At 72.3% G+C, this 22,057-nt stretch carries 26 protein-coding genes; 11 read left to right on the top strand and 15 right to left on the bottom strand.

Translation table 11 applies throughout. The annotated features are described in order from the left end of the window. Positions 1-27 precede the first annotated feature (27 nt). A complete protein-coding gene (lnt, locus tag ACIQJT_RS09345; RefSeq protein WP_402641435.1) occupies positions 28-1,587 on the top strand; it encodes an apolipoprotein N-acyltransferase in 1,560 nt (519 codons plus the stop codon). On the opposite strand, the gene ACIQJT_RS09340 is transcribed toward lnt, so the two are convergent. Next, positions 1,511-2,416: a Gfo/Idh/MocA family protein gene (locus ACIQJT_RS09340; RefSeq protein WP_402641432.1), complete on the bottom strand. Its 906-nt coding sequence runs from the start codon at positions 2,414-2,416 to the stop codon at positions 1,511-1,513. The genes lnt and ACIQJT_RS09340 overlap by 77 nt on opposite strands. 121 nt (positions 2,417-2,537) lie before the next feature. On the opposite strand from ACIQJT_RS09340, the gene ACIQJT_RS09335 reads away from it, so the two are divergent. Beyond that, positions 2,538-3,050 (top strand): DinB family protein, encoded by a 513-nt coding sequence (locus tag ACIQJT_RS09335; protein WP_053850684.1) that lies wholly within the window; start codon positions 2,538-2,540, stop codon positions 3,048-3,050. Positions 3,051-3,201: 151 nt separating this feature from the next. Next, entirely contained in the window at positions 3,202-3,705 is a 504-nt protein-coding gene (locus tag ACIQJT_RS09330) for a hypothetical protein (protein WP_402641429.1), read from the top strand. 13 nt (positions 3,706-3,718) lie between these two features. Here ACIQJT_RS09330 and ACIQJT_RS09325 read toward each other — a convergent pair whose 3' ends face one another. The 7 genes from ACIQJT_RS09325 to ACIQJT_RS09295 all read right to left on the bottom strand — a co-directional run bounded on the left by ACIQJT_RS09325 (position 3,719) and on the right by ACIQJT_RS09295 (position 9,750). Beyond that, positions 3,719-4,237 (bottom strand): hypothetical protein, encoded by a 519-nt coding sequence (locus ACIQJT_RS09325; RefSeq protein ID WP_402641426.1) that lies wholly within the window; start codon positions 4,235-4,237, stop codon positions 3,719-3,721. Positions 4,238-4,353: 116 nt separating this feature from the next. Then, complete coding sequence (locus tag ACIQJT_RS09320) at positions 4,354-5,037, bottom strand: uracil-DNA glycosylase (protein ID WP_365448422.1); 684 nt, start codon at positions 5,035-5,037, stop codon at positions 4,354-4,356. A gap of 68 nt (positions 5,038-5,105) precedes the next feature. Beyond that, a complete protein-coding gene (locus ACIQJT_RS09315) occupies positions 5,106-6,686 on the bottom strand; it encodes an ABC transporter substrate-binding protein (protein ID WP_402641423.1) in 1,581 nt (526 codons plus the stop codon). Between the two features lie 191 nt (positions 6,687-6,877). Then, a complete protein-coding gene (locus ACIQJT_RS09310) occupies positions 6,878-7,642 on the bottom strand; it encodes an SDR family oxidoreductase (protein ID WP_365448418.1) in 765 nt (254 codons plus the stop codon). Positions 7,643-7,654: 12 nt separating this feature from the next. Then, a complete protein-coding gene (fabG, locus tag ACIQJT_RS09305; protein WP_053850690.1) occupies positions 7,655-8,416 on the bottom strand; it encodes a 3-oxoacyl-ACP reductase FabG in 762 nt (253 codons plus the stop codon). A gap of 165 nt (positions 8,417-8,581) precedes the next feature. Then, a complete protein-coding gene (locus tag ACIQJT_RS09300; RefSeq protein ID WP_402641419.1) occupies positions 8,582-8,998 on the bottom strand; it encodes a DUF3037 domain-containing protein in 417 nt (138 codons plus the stop codon). Continuing rightward, a complete protein-coding gene (locus tag ACIQJT_RS09295) occupies positions 8,995-9,750 on the bottom strand; it encodes a HipA family kinase (protein ID WP_402641417.1) in 756 nt (251 codons plus the stop codon). Before ACIQJT_RS09295 ends, ACIQJT_RS09300 begins: the two co-directional genes overlap by 4 nt. A gap of 92 nt (positions 9,751-9,842) precedes the next feature. Here ACIQJT_RS09295 and ACIQJT_RS09290 point away from each other — a divergent pair, with 92 nt between their 5' ends. Next, positions 9,843-10,274 carry a Rieske (2Fe-2S) protein gene (locus tag ACIQJT_RS09290; RefSeq protein WP_402641415.1) on the top strand — a complete coding sequence of 144 codons (432 nt, stop codon included), beginning with the start codon at positions 9,843-9,845 and terminating at the stop codon, positions 10,272-10,274. Positions 10,275-10,278: 4 nt separating this feature from the next. Here the strand turns inward: ACIQJT_RS09290 and ACIQJT_RS09285 are convergent, their stop codons facing one another. Next, positions 10,279-10,920, bottom strand: a complete 642-nt coding sequence (locus tag ACIQJT_RS09285) for a cysteine hydrolase family protein (protein WP_402641413.1) — start codon at positions 10,918-10,920, stop codon at positions 10,279-10,281. 178 nt (positions 10,921-11,098) lie between these two features. Between ACIQJT_RS09285 and ACIQJT_RS09280 the strand changes: the two genes are divergently transcribed. Continuing rightward, positions 11,099-11,566, top strand: a complete 468-nt coding sequence (locus ACIQJT_RS09280) for a pyridoxamine 5'-phosphate oxidase family protein (RefSeq protein ID WP_402641410.1) — start codon at positions 11,099-11,101, stop codon at positions 11,564-11,566. 1 nt (position 11,567) lies between these two features. On the opposite strand, the gene ACIQJT_RS09275 is transcribed toward ACIQJT_RS09280, so the two are convergent. Then, positions 11,568-12,470, bottom strand: coding sequence for a LysR family transcriptional regulator (locus tag ACIQJT_RS09275; RefSeq protein ID WP_402641407.1), 903 nt, complete (start codon positions 12,468-12,470; stop codon positions 11,568-11,570). Between the two features lie 74 nt (positions 12,471-12,544). Between ACIQJT_RS09275 and ACIQJT_RS09270 the strand changes: the two genes are divergently transcribed. Then, a complete protein-coding gene (locus tag ACIQJT_RS09270; protein ID WP_402641404.1) occupies positions 12,545-13,468 on the top strand; it encodes a DMT family transporter in 924 nt (307 codons plus the stop codon). Between the two features lie 325 nt (positions 13,469-13,793). On the opposite strand, the gene ACIQJT_RS09265 is transcribed toward ACIQJT_RS09270, so the two are convergent. Further along, a complete protein-coding gene (locus ACIQJT_RS09265) occupies positions 13,794-15,128 on the bottom strand; it encodes an aminotransferase class I/II-fold pyridoxal phosphate-dependent enzyme (protein ID WP_402641401.1) in 1,335 nt (444 codons plus the stop codon). A gap of 35 nt (positions 15,129-15,163) precedes the next feature. Here ACIQJT_RS09265 and ACIQJT_RS09260 point away from each other — a divergent pair, with 35 nt between their 5' ends. Together ACIQJT_RS09260 and ACIQJT_RS09255 are read left to right on the top strand one after the other, a co-directional pair. Further along, on the top strand, positions 15,164-15,847 hold the full coding sequence (locus ACIQJT_RS09260; RefSeq protein ID WP_402641399.1) for a pyridoxamine 5'-phosphate oxidase family protein: 684 nt from the start codon (positions 15,164-15,166) through the stop codon (positions 15,845-15,847). Next, entirely contained in the window at positions 15,847-16,479 is a 633-nt protein-coding gene (locus tag ACIQJT_RS09255; protein ID WP_402641397.1) for an FMN-binding negative transcriptional regulator, read from the top strand. The genes ACIQJT_RS09260 and ACIQJT_RS09255 overlap by 1 nt, the downstream gene beginning before the upstream one ends. Positions 16,480-16,556: 77 nt before the next feature. Here ACIQJT_RS09255 and ACIQJT_RS09250 read toward each other — a convergent pair whose 3' ends face one another. The 3 genes from ACIQJT_RS09250 to ACIQJT_RS09240 all read right to left on the bottom strand — a co-directional run bounded on the left by ACIQJT_RS09250 (position 16,557) and on the right by ACIQJT_RS09240 (position 19,275). Next, a complete protein-coding gene (locus ACIQJT_RS09250) occupies positions 16,557-17,468 on the bottom strand; it encodes a DMT family transporter (protein WP_402641394.1) in 912 nt (303 codons plus the stop codon). A 192-nt stretch (positions 17,469-17,660) separates the two neighbouring features. Further along, positions 17,661-18,656: an EamA family transporter gene (locus ACIQJT_RS09245; RefSeq protein WP_365448394.1), complete on the bottom strand. Its 996-nt coding sequence runs from the start codon at positions 18,654-18,656 to the stop codon at positions 17,661-17,663. Between the two features lie 52 nt (positions 18,657-18,708). Continuing rightward, positions 18,709-19,275 carry a Clp protease N-terminal domain-containing protein gene (locus ACIQJT_RS09240; protein ID WP_402641391.1) on the bottom strand — a complete coding sequence of 189 codons (567 nt, stop codon included), beginning with the start codon at positions 19,273-19,275 and terminating at the stop codon, positions 18,709-18,711. A 198-nt stretch (positions 19,276-19,473) separates the two neighbouring features. On the opposite strand from ACIQJT_RS09240, the gene ACIQJT_RS09235 reads away from it, so the two are divergent. Then, positions 19,474-19,662: a hypothetical protein gene (locus ACIQJT_RS09235; RefSeq protein WP_402642641.1), complete on the top strand. Its 189-nt coding sequence runs from the start codon at positions 19,474-19,476 to the stop codon at positions 19,660-19,662. A gap of 129 nt (positions 19,663-19,791) precedes the next feature. Then, on the top strand, positions 19,792-20,220 hold the full coding sequence (locus tag ACIQJT_RS09230; protein WP_402641388.1) for an SRPBCC family protein: 429 nt from the start codon (positions 19,792-19,794) through the stop codon (positions 20,218-20,220). A gap of 118 nt (positions 20,221-20,338) precedes the next feature. Here the strand turns inward: ACIQJT_RS09230 and ACIQJT_RS09225 are convergent, their stop codons facing one another. Continuing rightward, on the bottom strand, positions 20,339-20,962 hold the full coding sequence (locus ACIQJT_RS09225; protein ID WP_086724605.1) for a PadR family transcriptional regulator: 624 nt from the start codon (positions 20,960-20,962) through the stop codon (positions 20,339-20,341). Between the two features lie 140 nt (positions 20,963-21,102). Here ACIQJT_RS09225 and ACIQJT_RS09220 point away from each other — a divergent pair, with 140 nt between their 5' ends. Further along, positions 21,103-21,879 carry a hypothetical protein gene (locus tag ACIQJT_RS09220; protein ID WP_402641385.1) on the top strand — a complete coding sequence of 259 codons (777 nt, stop codon included), beginning with the start codon at positions 21,103-21,105 and terminating at the stop codon, positions 21,877-21,879. The last annotated feature ends 178 nt before the right edge of the window (positions 21,880-22,057 follow it).

Here is a 22,057-nt window from a genome sequence, read left to right as displayed (position 1 = left end):
AGACCCGCACGGGGTAGGAGGCGCCGTATGAACACGTTCGGCCACTGGCTTGCCTCCCCGTGGCGGCGCTCGACCGTCGCGGTGCTGGCGGGCGCCCTCCCCGTCCTCGCGTTCCCGGCCCCGTCGCTGTGGTGGTTCGCCTACGTCGCCCTCGTCCCGTGGATCGCGCTGATCCGCTCGGCGCCCACGGCGAAACGGGCGGCGTACGACGGCTGGGCCGGCGGTTTCGGGTTCATGGTCGGGATGCACCACTGGCTGCTGCCGAGCCTGAGCGTGTTCATCTTCGTCATCGGCGCCCTGCTCGGCGCGCTGTGGGCCCCCTGGGGTGCGCTGGTGCGCCACCTCCTGGCCGGGACGCCCTCGCGCGGCCGGGCCGTCGCCGCCCTGGCCGTACTGCCCTCGGGCTGGCTCGGCATCGAGCTCGTCCGCTCCTGGCAGGGGCTCGGCGGCCCCTGGGGCGTGCTCGGCGCCAGCCAGTGGGAGGTCGCACCCGCGCTGCGGCTGGCCTCGGTGGGCGGGGTCTGGCTGATCAGCTTCCTGATCGTGGCCGTCAACGTGGCGTTCGCCCTGCTGGCGACGGTCCGTGCGTCCCGGGTGCCCGCGGTGGCGGGCCTGGTCGCCTGCGCGGCGGTGACCTCGGCGGCCTGGATGTGGTCGCCGCGCCCCGACACCGAAGGGAGCACCCGGATCGCGGTCGTCCAGCCCGGTGTCGTCGACGGCCCCGACCGGCGCTTCGCCCGCGAGGAGCAGCTCACCCGCGACCTCGCCGGGCAGGACGTCGACCTGGTCGTCTGGGGCGAGAGCAGTGTCGGCTTCGACCTCGGCGACCGGCCCGACCTGGCGAAACGGATCGCGGCGCTGTCCGCGGAGACCGGCGCCGACATCCTCGTCAACGTGGACGCCCGCCGCTCCGACAAGCCCGGCATCTACAAGAGTTCGGTCCTGGTCGGCCCCGACGGGCTCACCGGCGACCGCTACGACAAGATGCGCCTGGTCCCCTTCGGCGAGTACATCCCGGCCCGCTCCCTGCTCGGCTGGGTCACCTCGGTCGGCAAGGCGGCCGCCGAGAACCGCAGGCACGGCTCCGAACAGGTCGTGATGGACGTCGGCCACGGGCTGAAGGTCGGTCCGATGGTGTGCTTCGAGTCGGCGTTCCCCGACATGAGCCGTCATCTCGCCGAGGAGGGCGCCCGGTTGCTGGTCGCCCAGTCGGCGACCTCGTCCTTCCAGCAGAGCTGGGCCCCCGAGCAGCACGCCTCGCTCGCCGCCCTGCGCGCGGCCGAGTCCGGCCGTCCGATGGTGCACTCGACCCTGACCGGGGTCTCCGCCGTGTACGACGCGAGCGGACAGCGCGTCGGCCGGTGGGTCGGCACCGACGCCAGCACCTCCCGCGTGTACGAGGTACCGCTGGCGACCGGGACGACGCCGTACGTCCGCTTCGGCGACTGGCCGGTGCACGCGGCCCTGCTCGTGCTCGCCGTGTGGTGCGCCGTCGAGTGGGGCCGGCGGTTCAGGCGGCCCGCTCCTGCACCGCGCGTACCACCCGCTCGCACAGCTCATGGGTCGCCAGCGCGTCCCGGGCGCTGAGCACCTTGCCCGCGCGGACGGCGTCGAGGAAGGTGAGCACCGCCTGCTCGATGCCGCGCTGCCGGGCCACCGGCACCCAGTCGCCGCGTCGTCGCACGGTCGGCTGGCCCTTGTGGTCGATGACGTCGGACAGGTTGAGCACCTGCCGCTTGGTGTCCTGCCCGGACACCTCCAGGATCTCCTCGGCCGAGCCGCTGAGCCGGTTCATCACCCCGAGCGCGGTGAAGCCGTCCCCGGCGAGCTGGAGCACGACGTGGTGCAGCAGCCCGTCCGCCACGCGCGCGCGTACCGTCACGTCGTCGACCGGCCCCGGCACCAGGAACCGCAGGGTGTCGACGACGTGGATGAAGTCGTCGAGGATCATCGCGCGCGGCTCCTCCGGGAGCCCGATCCGGTTCTTCTGCATGAGGATCAGCTCGCGCGGATGCTCGGCGCACTGCGTGTACCCGGGGGCGAAGCGCCGGTTGAAGCCGACGGCCAGGCTCACGTCCCGCTGCTCGGCGAGCGCCACCAGCCGTTCGGAGTCGGCCAGTTCGTAGGCGAGCGGCTTGTCGACGTAGGTCGGTACGCCCGCTTCCAGCAGCCGGGCGACGATCTCGGGGTGCACGGCCGTCGGCGCGTGCACGAAGGCCGCGTCGAGGTCCTGGGCGAGCAGGGAGTCGAGGTCCCGGTGCCGTTGTCCCTCGGGCAGGTGGAGCCCGTCGGCGACCCGGATCAGCGTCGCCGGCGTCCGCGTCTGCACGTGCAGCTCGATGCCGGGCCGGCTGCCGAGCACCGGCAGGTACGCCTTCTGCGCGATGTCACCGAGTCCGATGCAGCCGACCTTCACGTGGACTCCCTCATCTTGTCCGGCCAGAGCGTTGCCGGAAGCATACGGCGAGGGCTCCGGGGCCCGGTCGGCGGCCGGGAATTCGCTGGTGGTGCGGGGTCGGGTGGGTCAGGATGCGAGGATGACGACTCAGCGCCGGGAACCCGCGACCACCGCCGACGAACGCAGCATGCTGGAGGGCTGGCTGGACTACCACCGGCAGACCCTCGCCTGGAAGTGCGAGGGCCTGACCGACGCCCAGCTCAGGACCGCCTCGGTGGAGCCGTCCACGCTCTCCCTGATGGGCCTGGTACGGCACATGGCGGAGGTGGAGCGCAGCTGGTTCCGCCGGGTCCTGGCCGACGAGGACGCGGGACCGATCTACTACAGCGAGGCCGACCCGGACGGCGAGTTCCGCCTCACCGAGTCCGACACCTGGCAGGAGGCGTACGGCACCTGGCAGGCCGAGATCGACAGGAGCCGGGAGAACGCGGCCCGCTTCGGCCTGGACGACATCACCGTGGGCAAGCACCGCCGGACCGGCGAGCGGTACAACCTGCGCTGGCTCTACACCCACATGATCGAGGAGTACGCCCGTCACAACGGCCACGCCGACCTGATCCGCGAGCGGCTCGACGGCTCCACCGGCGACTGACGTCAGCACCGGACGCCCTGAGCACGCCGTACGGGGTCGGAGATCACCCGTGCGGGGCAACCTCCGCTTGTCCGCTGTCGCCGAGGTGGCCCCGACCAGCAGAGTGACGCGGGTGCATCGAACCACGACTACCGCAACGCTCCTGGTCACCGTGGCTGTCTCGGCCCTCACCGGCTGTGTGACGGTCCAGCGTCCACCCGTGTCCGGGCCGCCGCCGACGACAGCGCCGTCGCAGCTCCCGGAACCGGGGGACGCCCGTCCGGACGGTCAGGCGGAGCCGCAGATCGTGCAGGCCCCGGCCCAGGAGGCGCTGTCCATGATCGATCCGTCCCCGCGCTCGAAGCCGGGTGCGACCGCGCCCCGCGACAGCGCCCCGGGAACCGCGGCGGCCTCCGCGCACCCGCAGGACCGGCAGCCCGCGCACGCGCATCCCGCGCACCCGGAGCGCCCCGCGCGCCGGGCACATCCGCAGCCGTGGCACCCGGACGTACCGCACCACCGGCAGCGGCGCGTCGAGATCCCGGACGTGGCCGAGGCGGTTCCGAGGTCCGTGCCCAAGGGGCCGAAGGACGTCTGCGCGCTGGGCAGGAAGTACGGCCGCTGGCCGGAGGGCAGCCCGGAGTCGGTCATCTGCGACCAGACCTACGGGCGTTGAGGCCCCCGGAGGCTCAGGGCCGCTGACGCGGCGGCCCCCACCTGCCGTCGGTCGGTCCTCCTTCGCCGAGCCGCAGCTCCAGTCTGCTGATCGCCGCCCGCACCCCGTCGCTGTAGCTGTCCTCGCCCAGGGCGTCCGCCGCCCTGCGGGCCCGGCGCAGATGGGTGCGGGCGGCGTCCGCGCGGGCGAGCCGGACGTAGTCGGCGGCCAGGTTGAGGTGCAGCGAGGGGTACAGGGCGCGCACGGCGAGCGCGCTCTGGTGCCGGGCCGTCCGGTCGTCGGTGAGTTCCTCGGCGGCCGTCAACGCCCTGAGGTCCCAGGCGAGTTCGTCACAGGGGTCGTCCTGGGCGTCGGCCATGTAGTGGGCCAGGGTGCAGCGGTGCAGCGGGTCGCCGTCCTCGCCGATCTCCGCCCACAGCTCCAGGAAGCGGTGCCGGGCCTCCTCGCGGTCCCCCGCGTGGCACAGCATGACGACCTGCCCGATCCGTGTCATCACGGCATCCGGCGCCGTCTGCTCCTGTCGCTCCGTCACGCGTCCTCCAGGCCTGGTCGGCTGCCGTGCTGTCCTTCCCGACGCTAGCCGCCACCACTGACAATCCCGGTCAGGCGGGACCGGGCCGGCGGTGCCGCACCGGCCCGGCGGAGGAATCAGCCGAGGTTCGGGATCGTCCAGTCGATGGGCTCGTGGCCCTGCCGGGCGACCGCCTCGTTGATCTGCGTGAACGGACGCGAGCCGAAGAACTTCTTCGCCGACAGCGGCGAGGGGTGCGCGCCCTTGACCACGGCGTGCCGGCTCTCGTCGATCAGGGGGAGCTTCTTCTGCGCGTAGTTGCCCCACAGCACGAAGACCGCCGGGTCGGGCCGCTCGGCCACCGCGCGGATCACCGCGTCGGTGAACTTCTCCCAGCCCTTGCCCTTGTGCGAGTTGGCCTCTCCGGAGCGGACGGTGAGCACCGCGTTGAGCAGCAGGACGCCCTGCTGGGCCCACGGCATGAGGTAGCCGTTGTCCGGGATCTCCAGACCCAGCTCCTCCTTCATCTCCTTGTAGATGTTCCGGAGGGAGGGCGGGGTCTTCACTCCGGGGCGGACCGAGAAGCACAGGCCGTGTCCCTGGCCCTCTCCGTGGTAGGGGTCCTGACCGAGGATCAGGACCTTCACCCGGTCGTACGGCGTCGCGTCGAGGGCGGCGAAGACCTCCTCGCGGGGCGGGTAGACGGGACCCTTCGCCCGCTCGTCCTCGACGAACTCCGTCAGCTCCTTGAAGTACGGCTGCTGCAGCTCGTCGCCCAGAACCCCGCGCCAGGACTCGGGCAGCATGGCGGTGTCGGTCACGTCAATTCCTCACGATGTGCGGTCACTTGCAGGGTTCAGAACCTACAGGCGCCCACTGACAGTCGCTGCTACCAGCTCGTCTTCCAGTACAGCTCCCACATCGTCATCATGGTCGCCGGGTCGATGACCCTCTCCAGCCCGGCGACCTCCTCGCTCGCGGCCACGTACTGCTTGCCCTGCCACAGCGGCACCAGCCGGGTGTCGTCCACGAAGACCTGCTGGGCCTCCTCGATCTGCGGGCCGACGGCCCCGCGGTCGCTCTCCGCGCGCGACTCCGGGAGCAGCTTGCCGGTGATCTCGGGGGCCTCGTAGGGGGTGCCGAGCGCGTTCTGCTTGCCCACGAAGGGCGCGATGAAGTTGTCGGCGTCGTGGAAGTCGGGGAACCAGCCGCGCCCGAACACCGGGTACTCGCCCTTCTGGTAGCCCTCGACGTAGGTCTTCCAGGGGCGGCTCTTGAGGGTGATCCTGAAGAGACCGGAGGCCTCCAGCTGCCGCTTCAGCTCCTCGAAGGCGGGCTTGGTCGTGGAGCCGTAGCGGTCGCTGGTGTACCAGAGGGTGAGCGGGACCCGCTCGGTGATCCCCGCTTCGGTGAGGTACTTCTTGGCCTTGGCCACGCTGGGGTCCCCGAAGTCGTCGAAGAAGCCCGTGGTGTGGCCGGTGAGTCCGGCCGGGACCATGGAGTACAGCGGCTCGACGGTGTCCTTGTAGACGTAGTGGACGAGTGCCGGACGGTCGATGATCTGGGCGACGGCCTTGCGGACCGCGGGCTTCGCGGACCACGGGTCGCTCGGGTTGAACACCAGGTAGCTGATCTCGGTGGTGGGGTTCTCGATGAGCTGGAGCCCCTCCTTCTTCTGGTTGACCTCGATGTCCACGGTGTCGGCGGCGCCGAGCCCCCGGTAGACGACCGAGATCTCCTTGTTCTTGAGGGCCTTGACCATCTGGTCCGACCGCGGGAAGTAGCGGATGGTGACGGCCTTGTTCCTGAGGTCCGCGATGCCCTTGTAGTTGTCGTTGCGGACCAGCTCGGCCTTCTCGCTCTCCTGGTAGGAGTCGAGGGCGTAGGGCCCCGAGCCACTGATCTTCCCGTCCTTGCGGACCGCGTCCTCGGCGTACTCCTCGGGGTCCACGATCGACATGGCCGGGGTGGTGAGCACCAGGGGGAAGGTGGCGTCGGGCTGGCTGAGGCGGAAGACGACCTCGCGGTCCCCCTTCACCTGCACCCGGGAGAGCGTGCCCAGCAGGCCCGCGGGGCCGCCGTTGACGTTGATCTTCTTGATCCGGTCGATCGAGTACTTGACGGCCTGGGCGTCCAGGGTGTGCCCGTTGGAGAACTTCAGCCCCTCGCGCAGGGTGCAGGAGTACACGGTGCTCGACGAGTCGGTGAACTCGCAGTGCTCGGCGGCGTCGGGCTCGGGGTCGGACGCGCCCGGCGAGTAGTTGAGGAGCGTCTGGTAGACGTTGCGGAACAGCTCCCAGGAGTTGTCCCAGGAGGCCGCGGGGTCGAGGGTGGCCGGGGCGCTGGTGGTGCCCACCACGATCGACTTGTCGCTGTCGGCCGAGTCCGAGGAGAACACACCGCATCCGGCCGTCGTGGATATGGACACGAGCGCCGCGAGAGGCGGCAGGTATCGGTTCCGCTTGAACACGCGCTTGCTCCTCGAAATGCCGTGCCGAGAGTCGGCAAAACATACCGCAGCGCAACGCGCACTCAACCGGTTCGGACACAGGCGGCTTGATCACCGCACGGGTGATGACCCTGTAATGCCCCTGTGCGGCTTTTGTGCGTCGACACGGGCGCCGTCGGTGTCAACGGACGCCCGTGCCGAGGCGACGAGGGTCAGCCCACGCCGGCGTTGAGGAAGATGCCGCCGTCGACGACGAGGGTCTGGCCGGTGACCCAGTCGGACTGCGCCGAGGTGAGGAAGGCCGCGGCGCCGCCGATGTCGGAGGGCACGCCGAGCCGGGCCAGCGGGTAGGACGCGGCGGCCTCCGCCTCCCGGCCCTCGTACAGGGCCTGCGCGAACTTGGTCTTCACGACCGCCGGGGCGATCGCGTTGACCCGCACCTTGGGCGCGAACTCGTGCGCGAGCTGCTGGGTGAGGTTGATCATCGCGGCCTTGCTGACGCCGTAGGCGGCGATGAAGGGCGAGGGCGCGATGCCCGCGACGGAGGCGATGTTGACGATCGCGCCGCCGTTGTCCTTCTGCCAGGCGTGCCAGGTCTTCTGGGCGAAGCCGAGCGCGGAGATCACGTTGGTCTCGAAGACCTTGCGCGCCACGTTGAGGTCGAGGTCGGCGATGGGTCCGAACACCGGGTTGGTGCCGGCGTTGTTGATCAGGTAGTCGACGCGGCCGAAGGCGTCCATGGCACGCTCGACGGCGACCCTCTGGTGGTCCTCGTCGTGCGCCTTGCCGGCGACGTAGACGGCGCGCTCGGCGCCGAGCCGCTCGACGGCCTCCTTGAGGGCGTCCTCGGTGCGGCCGGTGATGACCACCCGGTCACCGCGCGCGACGAGCGCCTCGGCGACGCCGTAGCCGATGCCGCGGCTGGCGCCCGTGATGAGCGCGACCTTGCCCGAAGGCTCGGGGAGTTGCGAAGTCATGGTCCTGTTTCCCTAGTCGAGCGGTCCGCCGGCGACGTACAGCACCTGGCCGGAGACGAATCCGGCCGCCTCGCCGGTGAAGAAGGCGATGGCGTTGGCGATGTCGTCGGGCTCGCCGACGCGCGCGACCGGGATCTGGGTGGCGGCGGCGGCCTTGAACTCCTCGAAGCCCATGCCGACGCGCTCGGCGGTGGCGGCGGTCATGTCGGTGGCGATGAAGCCGGGGGCGACGGCGTTGGCGGTGATGCCGAACTTGCCGAGCTCGATGGCGAGGGTCTTGGTGAAGCCCTGGAGACCGGCCTTGGCGGCGGAGTAGTTGGCCTGGCCGCGGTTGCCGAGCGCCGAGGACGAGGACAGGTTGACGATCCGGCCGAAGCCCGCGTCCACCATGTGCTTCTGGACGGCCTTGGTCACCAGGAACGAGCCCTTGAGGTGCACGTTCAGGACGGTGTCCCAGTCGGAGACGCTCATCTTGAACAGCAGGTTGTCGCGGAGCACGCCCGCGTTGTTCACGAGGATCGTCGGCGCGCCGAGCTCCTCGACCACGCGCGCGATCGCGGCCTGCACCTGGGCCTCGTCGGAGACGTCCGCGCCGACGGCGATCGCCCGGCCGCCGGCCGCGGTGATCTTCTCCACGGTGTCCTTGCAGGCGGCCTCGTCGAGATCGATCACGGCGACCGCACGGCCCTCGGCCGCCAGTCGTACGGCGGTGGCGGCGCCGATGCCGCGCGCGGCGCCCGTGACCACGGCTACCCGCTGCTCAGTGGTGGACATTGCTGGTTCTCCTCGCCCTTGAGAAATCGCCTTGAGAGATCGCCCTGGAAATCGACCTGCGGAAGAACGGCCCGTTCGGTGAGCGACCGCTTAGTACCTTCAGCAGACGTGACGCTAGAAGCCATGGCACGCGGTGTCAACGTCACACGGGCCGCGTGTGATCCATTACCTGACCAGCAGATCGAGCAGACGCTCCGGTTCGGCGGCCGGATCGGAGGTGAGCCCGGTGTGCACGGGACCCGGCTGGACCACGGTCGAGCGCGGGGCGATCAGCCAGCGGAAGCGCCGGCCGGCGTCGTCGCGCGCGGCCTGCCCCGCCGCCGCTCCCCCCGCGCAGATGCCCTCGACGGCCCGGAGCGCGGCCCGTACGCCGGCCACGTCCGCCTCCGGGTCGAGCGCCCGCAGCCGGTTCTCGTCGAGGTGGGTGCGCACCCCGACGTAGGCCTTGGCCCGGCAGTACACGAGCACCCCCACGTTGATGCCCTCGCCGCGTTCGATCCGGGGGACGACCCGCAGCAGGGCGTACTCGAAGACCTCGCGGTCGTCGGTGCGGCCGCCCCTGATGATGTGGCGCTCGGTCACTTGATCCCCTCGATCCGCTCGTGGACGACGGCCGCGCGCGCGAGCAGGGGCCGTGCGTAGGTGCGCCGCAGTTCGTCCGGCGACTCGAAGCCGGGCTCGTCCGCCAGCCAGGCGTCCGGGATCTCGGCGGTGACCTCGGCGAGCAGGTCCTCGGTGACCCGGGGGGCCAGGTCGGCGGCGGCAGCGGCGACATCGGGCGCGAAGGGCTTGAGGACGTGGTCCGAGGCGTCGTAGGGCCGGGCTGCCGACTTCTCGGCGCCGGGCCAGTTGTGGTGCCAGATCATGGTCGCGCCGTGGTCGATGAGCCACACCTCGCGCTGCCACCACAGCAGGTTGGGGTTGCGCCAGGAGCGGTCGACGTTGTTGACCAGCGCGTCGAACCAGACGATCCGGCCGGCCTCCTCGGGGTCCACCGGGAAGGCGAGCGGGTCGAAGCCGAGTGCTCCGGAGAGGAAGTCCATGCCGAGGTTGGTGCCGCCGCTGGACTTGAGGAGTTCCTGCACCCGCTCGTCGGGCTCGCCGAGCCCCAGGTCCGGGTCCAGGTCGAGGGTCAGGAGCCGCGGCACCCGGAAGCCGAGCCGGCGGGCGAGTTCCCCGGCCACCACCTCGGCGACCAGCGTCTTGCGGCCCTGTCCGGCGCCGGTGAACTTGATGACGTACGTCCCGCGGTCGTCGGCCTCGACGAGCCCCGGCAGCGAGCCGCCCTCACGCAGGGGCGTGATGTAGCGGGTCGCGATGGCTTCCTTGAGCATCGCCCCAGGTTACTGGGGGGTGACTGAACAACGGGCCCTCCGAGGCCGTACCTCAGGGCAGTCCGGAGATTCCGTGGAAGGGGACGTCAGCAATGGCCAGCGAATCGATTCATCCCGCAGCGGGCCCCAGTCGCCGGGTCGTGGTGGCGGCGGTCGGCGCGGCGGGACTAGCCCTCACCCTGAACGCGTGCGGGTCGGAGGACGACCCCTCCCCGTCGTCGGACGCTGCCGCCGGCGGCGGTGTCCTCGCCAAGACCTCGGACATCCCCGAGGGCGGCGGCAAGATCTTCAAGGACTCGGGCGTGGTGGTCACCCAGCCCACGGCGGGCGAGTTCAAGGCGTTCTCGTCGAAGTGCACCCACCAGGGGTGCGCGGTGACGGGGATCGCCGACGGGGTCATCACCTGTCCGTGCCACAAGAGCGAGTTCTCGGTGGCGGACGGCAGCGTGAAGAAGGGGCCGGCCACCCAGCCGCTGCCCGAGGAGAAGATCACCGTCAACGGCGACTCGATCACGCTCGCGTGAGGAGTCAGGCACCGTGGGGCCGCCGGAGACAGGCCAGCACCTCGTCGGTGGTCGCGAGGGTGGCCACGAGGGCGAGCGTGTGGCGGATCATCGCCCGGGTGTAGTCGGAGGGCACCCCGGCGATCGCGTCCGTCACCACCAGGGCACGGTAGCCGCAGTTCACCGCGTCGAAGACGGCGTTGGGCACCGCCACGTTGGCGGAGACCCCGGTGACGACCAGGGTGCGGCAGCCGAGGTTGCGCAGCAGCGCGTCGACCTCGGTGCCCTGGATCGGCGACAGGCCGTGCAGCCGTCGTACGACGAAGTCCTCCTCGCTCACCTCGATCGGGGCGGCCACCCGCACCGCGGTGGTCCCGGAGAGCTGCTGGACGGGCAGGCGCTCGGCGGCGCTGAACAGGCGGGCGTTGCGGTTCGCGCCGCGCCCGTCCGGACGGCGTTCGGCGATCGCGTGGATCACCTGGACCCCGCTCGCGTGCGCGGCGGCGACCAGCCGGGCGACGTTGGCGAGTGCGCCCGAGGTCCGTGCCGCGCGGGCGAGTTCGGGCAGGGCGCTGTCCGGTCCGACGACGCCCTGCTGGCACTCGACGGTGAGCAGGACGGTGGTCTCGGGATCGAGCAGTTCGCTGAGTCGTGCGTACGACGGCACGGTTCCCCCTCGTCGCCGGTGACCCGGAGCCGAGGTCCCGAGCCGAGGTCCGCGCACGGTGGCCCGGAGCCGGTGACAGTAGCGACCATTGCGTGGGGACGGAAGACGACCCATCCTTTTCTGACGTGATGTCAGAGGATCTCTCCTCTGACACGACGTGAGAGACAGAGGGGGATGTATGACCGTCACGCAGCGCCGGGGCCGGAAGATCATGATGACGCCGGGCGAGCTGGACGAGTTCCTCACCAGCCAGCGCACCTGCCGGGTCGCCACGGTCTCGGCAGACGGCGCTCCGCATGTGAGCACGCTCTGGTTCGCCTGGGACGGCACCTCGATGTGGCTGTACTCCGTCGTGCGCAGCAAGCGCTGGACGGATCTGCGGCGCGATCCCCGGGTCGCGATCGTGGTCGACACGGGCGAGGAGTACGACGAACTGCGCGGCGTCGAGCTGTCCGGGGCCGTGGACTTCGTGGGCGAGGCCCCGCGCACCGGCGAGCTCCGGGCCGAACTCGACGTCCCCGAGACGCTGTTCGCCCGCAAGAACTTCGGTCTGGAGGAGATGCCGCACGACGGACGGCACGCGTGGATACGCCTGACCCCGGAGAAGATCGTCTCCTGGGACTTCCGCAAGCTGGGCTCCGTCTGACTCAGACGGCGTTCTCCGCCGCCGACTTCAGCGCCTCGACCGCCGCCCGGATCGACGGGCGGCGGTCGGCGTCCGCGCGCCAGACGGCGTAGATGTGCCGGCTGACCGAATGCCGTACGGGCACGGTCCGCACGCCCTCCGGGACCGGTCCGCGGCCGAGCCGGGGTGCCACGCACACGCCCAGTCCCGCGCCGACCAGGGCCAGTTGGGTCGGATGCTCCTCCGCGCGGTGTGCCACGTGCGGTTCGACGCCCTTGGAGCGCAGGGTGTGCATCAGCCACTCGTCGCAGAACTCGCCCTCGCCCCAGGTGATCCAGTCGTCGTCGGCGAAGTCCTCCAGATCGACCTCGTCGCGGTGCGCGTGGCGGTGGGTCGCGGGCATCGCCACGTCGGCCGTGTCGTCCACGATCGACGCCTTCACCAGCCCTTCGGGCATGGGCAGCGGCTTGTTGTACCAGTCCAGGACGACCGCGAGGTCGTAGTCGCCGCGGATCACGGCGAGGACCGCGGGCTCGGGCTCCATCTCGCGCGAGCCGATCCGCAGGCCCGGATGCGCCGAGCGCAGTCCGGCGATCGCGGCCGGGAACAGTCCGCGCGCCGCCGTCGGGAACGCTGCGAGCCGCAACTCCCCGACCACCCGGCCGCGTTGCGCCTCCAAGTCGGACTGGGCGAGTGCGACCTGGGAGAGGATGCGGGCCGCGTGGTCGGCGAGGAGGCGGCCGGCGTCGGTGAGGCGCACCCCCCGGCCGTTCTTCGCGAGGAGCTGCTGGCCGACCTCGCGCTCCAGCTTGGACATCTGCTGCGAGACGGCCGAGGTCGTGATGTGCAGACCCTCGGCGGCGCCGCTGACCGAGCCGTGCCGGGCGAGGGCGTCGAGGGTGCGCAGGCGCTCCAGGTTCAACATGTAAGCAATACTACGAGATACCTCACTGAAATACTCGCTTGTGCTACGAGATCGGGTGCCGGATCCTGATCCGCATGACCACCGCGACCGTCGCCGACTCCCCGGTTCTCGCTGCCCGCCGCCGCACCCTCGACTGGCGCCTGCGCTTCGGCGTGCTCTCGCTGATCTGGGGGTTCAGCTTCCTGCTCATCAAGGTGGGCACCGAGGGGTACGCGCCCTTCCAGGTGACGCTCGGGCGCCTGGTGTTCGGGACGCTGGTGCTGGCCGCGGCGATGGCGGTGAAGCGCGAGCGGCTCCCGCGCGGGGTGCGCACGTGGGGGCATCTGGCGGTCGCCGGGTTCCTGCTGAACGCGCTGCCGTTCTCGCTCTTCGCCTACGCGGAGCTGACCATCCCGTCCACGCTGGCGGGCATCTGCAACGCGACCTCACCGCTGTGGGGCATGGCGCTGTCCCTCGTCGCGCTGTCCGAGGACCGTCCCACGCGCGTGCGTGTCGCGGGCCTCGGGCTCGGATTCCTGGGCGTGCTGACGGTTCTCGGCGCCTGGCAGGGGTTCAGCGGCCTGGACGGCAGGGGGACGGCGCTGGCCCTGCTGGCCTCGCTCAGCTATCCCGTCGGGTGGATCTACGTGCGCCGCACCCTGGCGGGGGTGGGGTACTCCCACATCTCCCTGACGGGCGCGCAGTTGCTGCTGGCCACACTGCAACTGGCCTTCGTCACGCCCCTGTTCACCGGCGCGCCGCCCCACTTCGCCCTGCTGCCCCTGCTCGCCGTCGCGGCCCTGGGAGCGCTCGGTACGGGACTGGCCGTGCTCCTTCAGTACGGACTGGTGGCGGAGGTGGGGCCCACCACCGCGCAGATGGTCACGTACTTCATCCCGGTCATCGCCACGGGGGCGGGCGTCGCCCTGCTCGGGGAGTCGTTGCACTGGTCCACCCCGGTGGGCGCGGCCATCGTCCTGGCAGGAGCAGCGCTCAGCCAGGTACGACGGCGAGCCTGAGAGACGGGGCTCGGGGACCGAGGGGCGGCGGGGCTGAGAGACGGAGCCCGGGGACCGAGGGGCCGCGAGCCCGGCCGTGAGAGCCGCGCGGACCCCTGAGCGACGCGCCTGCCGCGTGGCGGCGGCCCGCACCGAATCCAGCACCCTTGCGACGGAGTCCGCCAAGGGGGCCTAGGTGGGCACGGGGGTACCGAAGGGCAACAGCCCCCTCATGCCTCGCCGCATCCCCGCTCCGCCCCCCGACCGAGCACCCCACTCACCCCTACGTGGCCGTACCCGAGCCTGCCCCACCCCATGAAACCCGCGGCCGCCGGAGCAGCCGGGTTCACCTGTACGTGCTCGCGGACCGGACCGTTCCCACCGCCCTCGCGACCGCGTCCGCCAAGGGAGCGACCTCGGCCTCCTTCAGGGTGGCCACGGTCACCCGGATCCCCTGCGGGGCGCCCATCCGGAAGCGGGCGCCGGGGGCCACCGCCCAGCCCGCGTGCAGGAGGCGGGACACCGCGCCCGTCTCGTCGGGGACGGGGATCCACACGTTGAGCCCGCTGCGGCCGTGGGCCTCGACCCCTCGTTCCGCCAGAGCCCGGATCAGCCGGTCGCGGCGCTCGCGATAGGCGGCCGCCACCTCGGCGGTGTCGAGCACGCCGTCCGCCCACAGGCGCACCACCGCCCGCTGGGTGACGAGGCTGACCCAGCCGGGGCCGAGGCGGTGCCGGCCGTGGACGCGGTCGACGGTGACCTCGTCGCCGGTGAGGACCGCCAGGCGCAGATCGGGGCCGTATGCCTTGGCCACCGAACGGACGAAGGCCCAGTGGCGGGTGGATCCCGCCAGGGGGTGCAAGGGGAGGTCGACGATGCCGTGGCCGTGGTCGTCCTCGACGAGCAGGACGTCGGGGTGGTCCTCGAGGACCGCACACAGGGCACGCGCGCGCGTGCCGGTCACCGAGGCGCCGGTCGGGTTCTGGGCCCGGTCGGTGACGATCAGGGCGCGGGCGCCCGACTCCAGGGCCCGGCGCACGTCGTCGGCGAGCGGCCCCTCGTCGTCCACCCCCACCGGGGCGGTACGCAGGCCGAGCGCCGGGACCAGGTCGAGGAGGCTGCCCCAGCCGGGGTCCTCCAGCGCGACCGTGTCACCGGGCTTGAGATGGGCGGCCAGGACGCGCTCGATCACGTCGAGGGACCCGGAGGCGACGGCGAGAGGACCGTCGGGGACACCGTCCGCGTCGAGCGCCTCCCGGGCCAGGCGCGCCAGGTCCGGATCCACGGTCGCCTCTCCGTACAGGACCGGCTCCCGGTCGCCCTGTGCGGCGGCCGCCGCGAAGGCCGGCGCCAACGGGGGCAGCAGCGCGGGGTCCGGGTTGCCGTTCGACACGTTCCGAACGCCCTCCGGGACCTCGACCCGGATGTACTCGCGGCCCGTGGTCGCGGGCTTCGGCCGGACCCGGCTGCCCCTGCGCCCGGAGGTCTCGATGACCCCGCGCTCCCGCAGAGTGCGGTAGGCGGCCGCGACGGTATTGGGATTGACGCCCAGCTCGGTCGCCAACTCCCGCATGGGAGGCAGCAGTTGTCCCGGCTCCAGCTCCCCGGCACCCACCGCGCGCTCGACGCTCGCCGCAATCTCTGCTGCGCGTCGCCCCTCGATCCGATATTCTCCTAGCACAAAGCAGATTATGCACTAGTGCAATGGAGACCGCAATGCAGGGGACCACCGCGACCACGCCGGAGCCGACCGCCTACGCGCCGACCGACCGCACCGTCCCGACGCGCTCCCCCGACCGGGCCTCGTACGACAGGGAACTGGTGCACTCGATACTCGACGAGGGCTACGTCTGCCACCTCGGCTTCGTCCGGGACGGCGCCCCGGTCGTGCTGCCCACGCTGTACGGCAGGGTGGGCGAGCGCCTCTACGTCCACGGCTCGACCGGCTCGCGCCCGCTGCGGATGACCGGCCAGGCGGCCCCCGGCCTGCCCGTGTGCCTGACGGTCACGCACGTCGACGCGCTGATCCTGGCCCGCTCCGCCTTCCACCACTCGATCAACTACCGCTCGGTGGTGGTGCACGGACTCGCCCACGACGTCACGGACCCCGAGGAGAAGCGCCTCGCCCTCGACGCGCTGGTCGACCACGTGGTCCCGGGGCGTGCGGTCGACTCCCGCCCCGCCAACAAGAAGGAACTGGCCGCCACCGCCGTCATCCGCCTCGACCTCGACGAGGTCTCCGCCAAGCTCCGCACCGGCGGTGTCAACGACGAGCCCGAGGACCTCGCCCTCCCCCACTGGGCCGGTGTGGTCCCGCTACGCAAGGGCTACGGCACCCCGGTCGCCGACGGCCACCTGGCCCCCGGCACCGAGGTCCCGGACTACCTCGCGGTGCTGTGATGCTGGTCCACCCCTGGGACGCGGCCCGTGACGACGCCGAGTGGCAGCAGTGGCTCGCCGTCCACGACTTCGGGCAGCTCGCCGTCAACGGCCCCGCGGGCGAGCCGCCGTTCGTCCAGCCGCTGCACTTCACCTACGAGCCCGCGCGGGGCGAGGTCCTCACCCACCTCGCGCGGCCCAACCCGCTGTGGCACGCGCTGGAGGCGAGCCCGGACTGCCTGCTGAGCGTGGTCGACGACTACGTGTACGTCCCGGGCCCGTGGCAGGCCGAGCCGGACGGCCCGTCCGAGCACGGCACGCCCACGAGCTTCTACGCGGCGGTCCAACTGCGCTGCCGTGCGCACGTGGTGGACGACCCGGCCGAGAAGGCCGAGCTCCTGAACCACCAGGTCGCTCACTTCCAGCCGGAGGGCGGCTCCGCGCGGGCGGCGGTGGGCCAGGCGCCGTACGGGCGGATGCTGGCGGGGATCCGCGGACTGCGGCTCGAAGTGACCGGTGTGCGGGCCAAGTTCAAGTACGCCGGGAAGCGGGACGCGCAGGTGCGGGAGCGGATCGCGGACGGACTGGCCGGCCGGGGCGGTCCCCGGGACGCGGCGGCACGCGAGCACCTGCTGCGGCGGCAACGCGCCTGACCGAAGGGCCCTTCGCGGAGAAGGGCCCATCGCGCCTGACCGAGGGGGCCCTTCACGGAGAAGGGCCCCCTCGCTCGTCAGGCGGGCACGCGCGCCTCGGTCACCGCGAGCCCCGCGACGGCGCCCAGCATCAGCAGGGTGCCGAGGAGGACGGCCGGGGTGAGGTGCTCGCCGAACACCACCACGGCCAGCACCGCCGCGCTCACCGGTTCGAGCAGCATGATCACGGAGACGGTGGTGGAGCGGACCACCGCGGCGGCCGCGAAGTAGAGGCCGTAGGCGAGCGCCGTGGGGACGGTGGCCAGGTAGACCAGCAGGGCCAGGAGCAGGGCGGGCCGGGCCGTGTGCGGGAGCAGGCCCTCCGCGAGCGCGAGCGGCAGCAGACACAGGCTGGTGACCGCGAACACCGCCACGGACGTCCCGGAGGACTCAGCGCGGGCGGCGCGGGTGATCAGGGTCATCACACAGCAGCCCGCGGCCGAGAGCAGCCCGAACAGCACACCCAGGGGGCGCACCGACGCGTCCGCCCCGCCCAGCGTCAGCACACCGAGTCCGGCGAGTGCTCCGGTGACGGCGAGGACTCCGCCGCGTCCGAGCCGCTCCCCGAGGGCGAGGCGGGCCCCGAGCGCGACGAGCACCGGGCCGGCGCCCAGGGTGACGACGGTGGCCACGGCGAGCCCGGTGGACCGTACGGCGGCGAAGTAGGCGGTCTGGAACACCGCGAGCCCGACGCCCGACGCGCCGACCCGCAGGGCCCGGCGACCGAGCGGTTCCGGGGCGGCCGTACGCGCGCGCGGCCGTGCGAGACGGACCGCGAGCAGCACCGCGAGGCCGGCCGCGCAGCGCCAGAAGGACAGCGACACCGGGCCCAGGTCACTGGTCCGGTAGGTCAGGGAGGCGACGGCTCCCGCGGTGCCCCAGGTGGCACCGGCGACGATCAGGTAGACGAGGCCTCGCCCGACGGGCAGGCCTGAGGAAGCATGCGACACGTGTTCTCTCCGCAGTCGCGCCGGGGCGCGGAAGTTCGGAAGAGGACGCCCGCTCGGCGGCGGGGTCCCGCGGACTTCGTCTGCGGGCAGCACCGTTCAGCCCGGCGACCGGCCGGGCGTGGTCTCCGGAGGGCCCGCCTCAGGCGGCCGGCGGAGAGACGATGAGTGTGCGGGTGTGCATGGTCCTGGAGCCTAGGCGGCGTTCTCCCGGGCGGACAACCGACTTTCGGCGCCGCCGGCCGCGACCGGCTCCGCTGAGCCCTTGGCCGGCGTCGAGGACTGCGCGATGAAGGCGCCCAGCAGGACGACCGCGCCGCCCACGATCTGCGGGGCGGAGAGGTGCTCGCCGAGCAGCACCCAGGCGAGGACGGTCGCGACGACCGCTTCGAGGCAGGCCACGACCCCGGCCACCGCGGGCGAGAGCCTGCGTACCGAGACCACTCCGGTGACGTAGGCGAGGACGGTGGCGATCAGCACGATCCAGCCGAGCAGCAGTCCGGCCGCGACCGGGGTGCCGTTCATGTCGGCGCGCTGCGCGAGGACGGAGAAGTCCATGGTCCACGGGCGGGCCACGACGGTCAGGACCGCGGTGCCCACGAGCAGGCCGTAGGCGATCACGCCGAGCGGGTCGGGGGCCTCGCCGGAGTCGCTGCCCTGGTCGGACAGGACGAAGTAGCCGACCTGGCAGCAGGCGGCGCCGAGCGCGAGGAGCAGTCCGAGGGCGTCGAAGCTCAGGCCCGACCAGACCTCGACGACACAGGCGAGGCCGCCCACCGCGAGGACGACGCCGAACGCGGCGGCGCGGGTGACCGGCCGTCGCTGCACGAACCGCACCCAGCCGAGCACCAGGGCCGGGGCGAGGTACTCGACGAGGAGGGCCACGCCGACCGGGATGCGGGAGATCGAGGCGAAGTAGAAGGCCTGGACGCCGGCCACGCCGAGCAGTCCGAAACCGGCGAGCAGGGCGGGGCGGCTGCGCAGCAGCGCGCGGTGCCGGACGGCGAGCGGCAGCATCACCAGGGCGGCGCCCGCCACCCGCAGCCACACCACGTGGAGCGGATCGAGGCCCGCCTCGATCAGCGGCTTGGCCGCGACCCCGGATCCGCCGAAGGCGAGGGCGGACACCAGCGCGAGACCGAGTCCGACTCCCCTGCCGCCACCGGCCCTGCTGCTCTCAGACGTATGCACCGGCCCATGATGACAGGGCACGACATGAGCGTCACCCCCGTTGACTCCTGTCTCAGCGACTGGACCGCGGCGGGCCGCCCCACAGGCCGCCGGGCAGGCGGTCCTCGATCCGCGCGACCACCGCCCGGGCGTCGATGCCCGCCCGGGTCAGCACCTCCACCGCCCGGGACTCCGGGTCCGCCAGGATCGCCGCGAGCAGGTCGATCCCGCGGGCGGGCCCGTCGGCGCGGTGCCCGGCCCGGACGCAGGCGTGTTCCATGGCGCCCGCGGCGAGCGGCGAGAAGCCCTCGGCCGCCGTGGCGAGGGGGACCGCGCCGGAGTCCTCGACGGTGCCCTGCCAGCGCAGTCCGTAGCCGATGCTGCGCTGCACGAGATATCCGAGGAGCCGCGGCAGGTGGGGTTCCGCCTCCAGGACGGCGTACGCCTCGGCGTCCGCGTCCAGCAGCGAGTGCAGCAGGTGGGCCGTGTCGATGTGCCGGTCCCCGTCCCTCAGCGCGCGCCTGCGGGCGCCGGACACCACCGCCGCCAGTTCCGCGCTGAGCCTGACGTCGTCGTCCGGACGGACCGGCGGCAGGCCGCTCTGTTCGCGGTCGGACTGCCGGGGGATACGGGGGTGCACATCCCCCACCCCATCAGTCCCACCGGATCCGGGCATCCCCGGGGGGAAGCATTTCGGCGTCCCACGCAGAGCGGACCCCGGAGCGGAATTCTCCTCCTTACGGAGGAGATCAGGGCCCTCGGCCCTCGGTGGGCGCGCGCCGCATTGCCGTGCGCCCCTCGCGCAACCGCCACGCGGCGTCCCTCGTCCCCCACAGGCGTGGACAGCAGGGGCTGGCTGGTGGCACTGCCGGCCGTGGACGGCAGGCAGTACGTGTACCAGGTGTACGCCCCGGAGGACGCGCTGCCGGCCGACCTGTTCTGGGAGGCGTGGCACTGCCACGACGAGAGCGCCTTCCCGCGCGCGTGGGACCTGTTCGACGCGGCGGTGATACGGCGGGTGGGCTGAGCCACCTCGGGCCGGACCGAGGCCAGGCCGAGCCCTCTCCACACTTTCTGACGGTTCATCAGTATTGAATGTTGTGCGCCCTGCGGCTACTTTCCGCGACACCACAGACCGACACGAAGAGGTGGCCGCATGGCGGAGATCAGCGCGGAGGCACGCATCCCGGCACCCGCGGAGAAGGTCTGGGCCCAGCTCACCGACTGGTCCACGTACGGGGAGTGGAACGCGACCCACACCAGCTTCCCCCAGGGCGGCCCCGCGGTCCTCGAACCGGGCGGGACCTTCCAGGAGAACATGAAGCTGATGGGCTTCCCGGCCGAGGTCGAGTGGACCATCGACCAGGTGGAGCCGGCCCGGCTGTTCGCCATCCGGGGCAAGGGCCCGATGGCGGTGAGCGTCGCCACCCGCTACACCCTGACCCCCGACGGGGACGCCACCGAGGTCCGCATCGACGGCGAGTTCACGGGCGCCGCCGTCTCGCTGATGGCGGGCAGGCTGAAGGACTCGGGTACCGCCGCGCTGAACGAGTCGCTGCGGAAGCTGGCCGCCCTGGTCTCCTGACAGCCCGCCCCGACAGCGCGTCCTGTCCCGACAGTCCGCCCCGACGGCTGGGCGCACGAAGGCGCCCCGGGAGTGTCCCCCGGGGCGCCTGTCGCCGTCACAGGGCGGCGATCCTTGATCAGTCCTCGTCGGCGAGGATGAGGTACAGCTTCTTGCGGGCCTCGTTGATGACGGCCACCGCCTTCTCGCGCTGTTCCTTGCTGCCGGTCTTCCAGACCTGACCGAAGGCCTCCATCAGGCCGAAGCCGGCCTGCCGGATCTCGCCGAGCGCCTCGAAGTCGATGCCGCGGGAGGCTTCCTCCCAGGGCGCGTCGGGGCCCTCGTCGGCCGCGGTACGGCCGGCCTCGGTGAGCGAGAACAGCTTCTTGCCGCCCTCGGTCTCACTGGCGATCAGCCCCTCGTCCTCCAGCAGCTGAAGGGTGGGGTACACCGAGCCCGGGCTGGGCTTCCACGCCCCGCCGCTGCGCTCGGCGATCTCCTGGATCATCTCGTAACCGTGCATCGGCCGGTCCTTGAGCAGGGCCAGGATCGAGGCGCGCACGTCACCGCGCCGCGCCCTCCCCCTGGGTCCGCCGCGCCCCCGGTGCCCCCAGGGGCCGGGGCCGAAGCCCGGCCCTCCGAAGCCGGGTCCACCGGGACCGCCCGGCCCGAAGGGACCGAAGGCACCCCGCAGGCTCTCGGGACCACCACGGCCCCGACGACCGGCTCCACCATGTCCACGCTCGAATCCGTGGGAACGCATCGCAATCACTCCATTCCATCGTTGATCAGTCGCGATGCTTCAACGATATATCGGAACCGATCGCATGGCAAGACCCCTCTCCGGTCGCTGCCGACCCCGGTGCCGCGACGCGCCCGCTTCTGGCTGGCTAGCCTGCGGGCATGACGGAGGACCCCGGGTTCGGCACGGCGCTCGCGCGGCTGCTGGACCACAGAGGACTCGGCGGGCCGCAACCGGCCGAACGTGCCGGGGTGCGGGACGACCGGCTCCGTGCCGTGCTCGCCGGGAGCGGCCCCGGCGACGAACCGCTCCGACGGCTCGCGGCCGCGCTGGGCCTGCGTGCCGTCGACCTGTTCGTCCTCGCGGGCCGGGCGGTGCCGGACGACATGGCGCCGCTGGACGCCACGGCCGCGACGTGGGTGAAGAGCACGGTGACGGACGCCGTACGCCTCCCCGCCGTGCGGCGCCGTGAACTCCTGCGGCGGATCCGGGAGCTGCCGCAGGAGGAACGGCGGTCCAGGTTCACCCCGGAGCCGCTCCTGCCCCTCGACGGCGGCCCCGGCACCCGGGTCGTCCGCATGCTCCAGTACCGCAACCTGAACTGGTCGGGCATGGCGGCGGCGCTCGCGCTGACCACGCCCACCTACCTGTCGGCAGCGACGTACGGCGTGATCGGCTCCGGCCGCAAGGAGCTGACCCCGCGCCTGGTGACGGACTTCGCCGCCCTGCTGGGGATCGACGCCGGCGATCTTGCGGCCCTGACCGGCGTCGTGCTGCGCGAGGCGCCACCCCCTCCGCCGCGTCGGGCCGTGGACGCCGCGGCACTGCTGTGGGCGGCCCGGCGTCTGTCGGCCGCCCAGGCACGACAGATCTCCGAACTCGCCCGCTCCCTGCGCGAGGCCTCCCCCGACGCGCTTCAGCGGCCCGCCCGCGACTGACTCCGCCGGGACCGCAGGCGCACCGCGGGGCGTCGCACAGCGTGGTGGCCATCGGGCCGACGGCCTCCCTCGCGACCGCCACCGGGCCCGTGCGGGCCCTGCGCCGCCGATACGCGCCCGCCTGCGCCGACGGGGGAGCGGCGGCCCGCCCGCGGCAACTCGGGCCGGCGACCCGGGA

The sequence above is a fragment of the Streptomyces sp. NPDC091972 genome, from assembly GCF_044756385.1.
Taxonomy (GTDB): domain Bacteria; phylum Actinomycetota; class Actinomycetes; order Streptomycetales; family Streptomycetaceae; genus Streptomyces.
The sequence above is the reverse complement of the archived record's forward strand: the minus strand, read 5'-3'. Positions and strand labels throughout refer to the sequence as shown.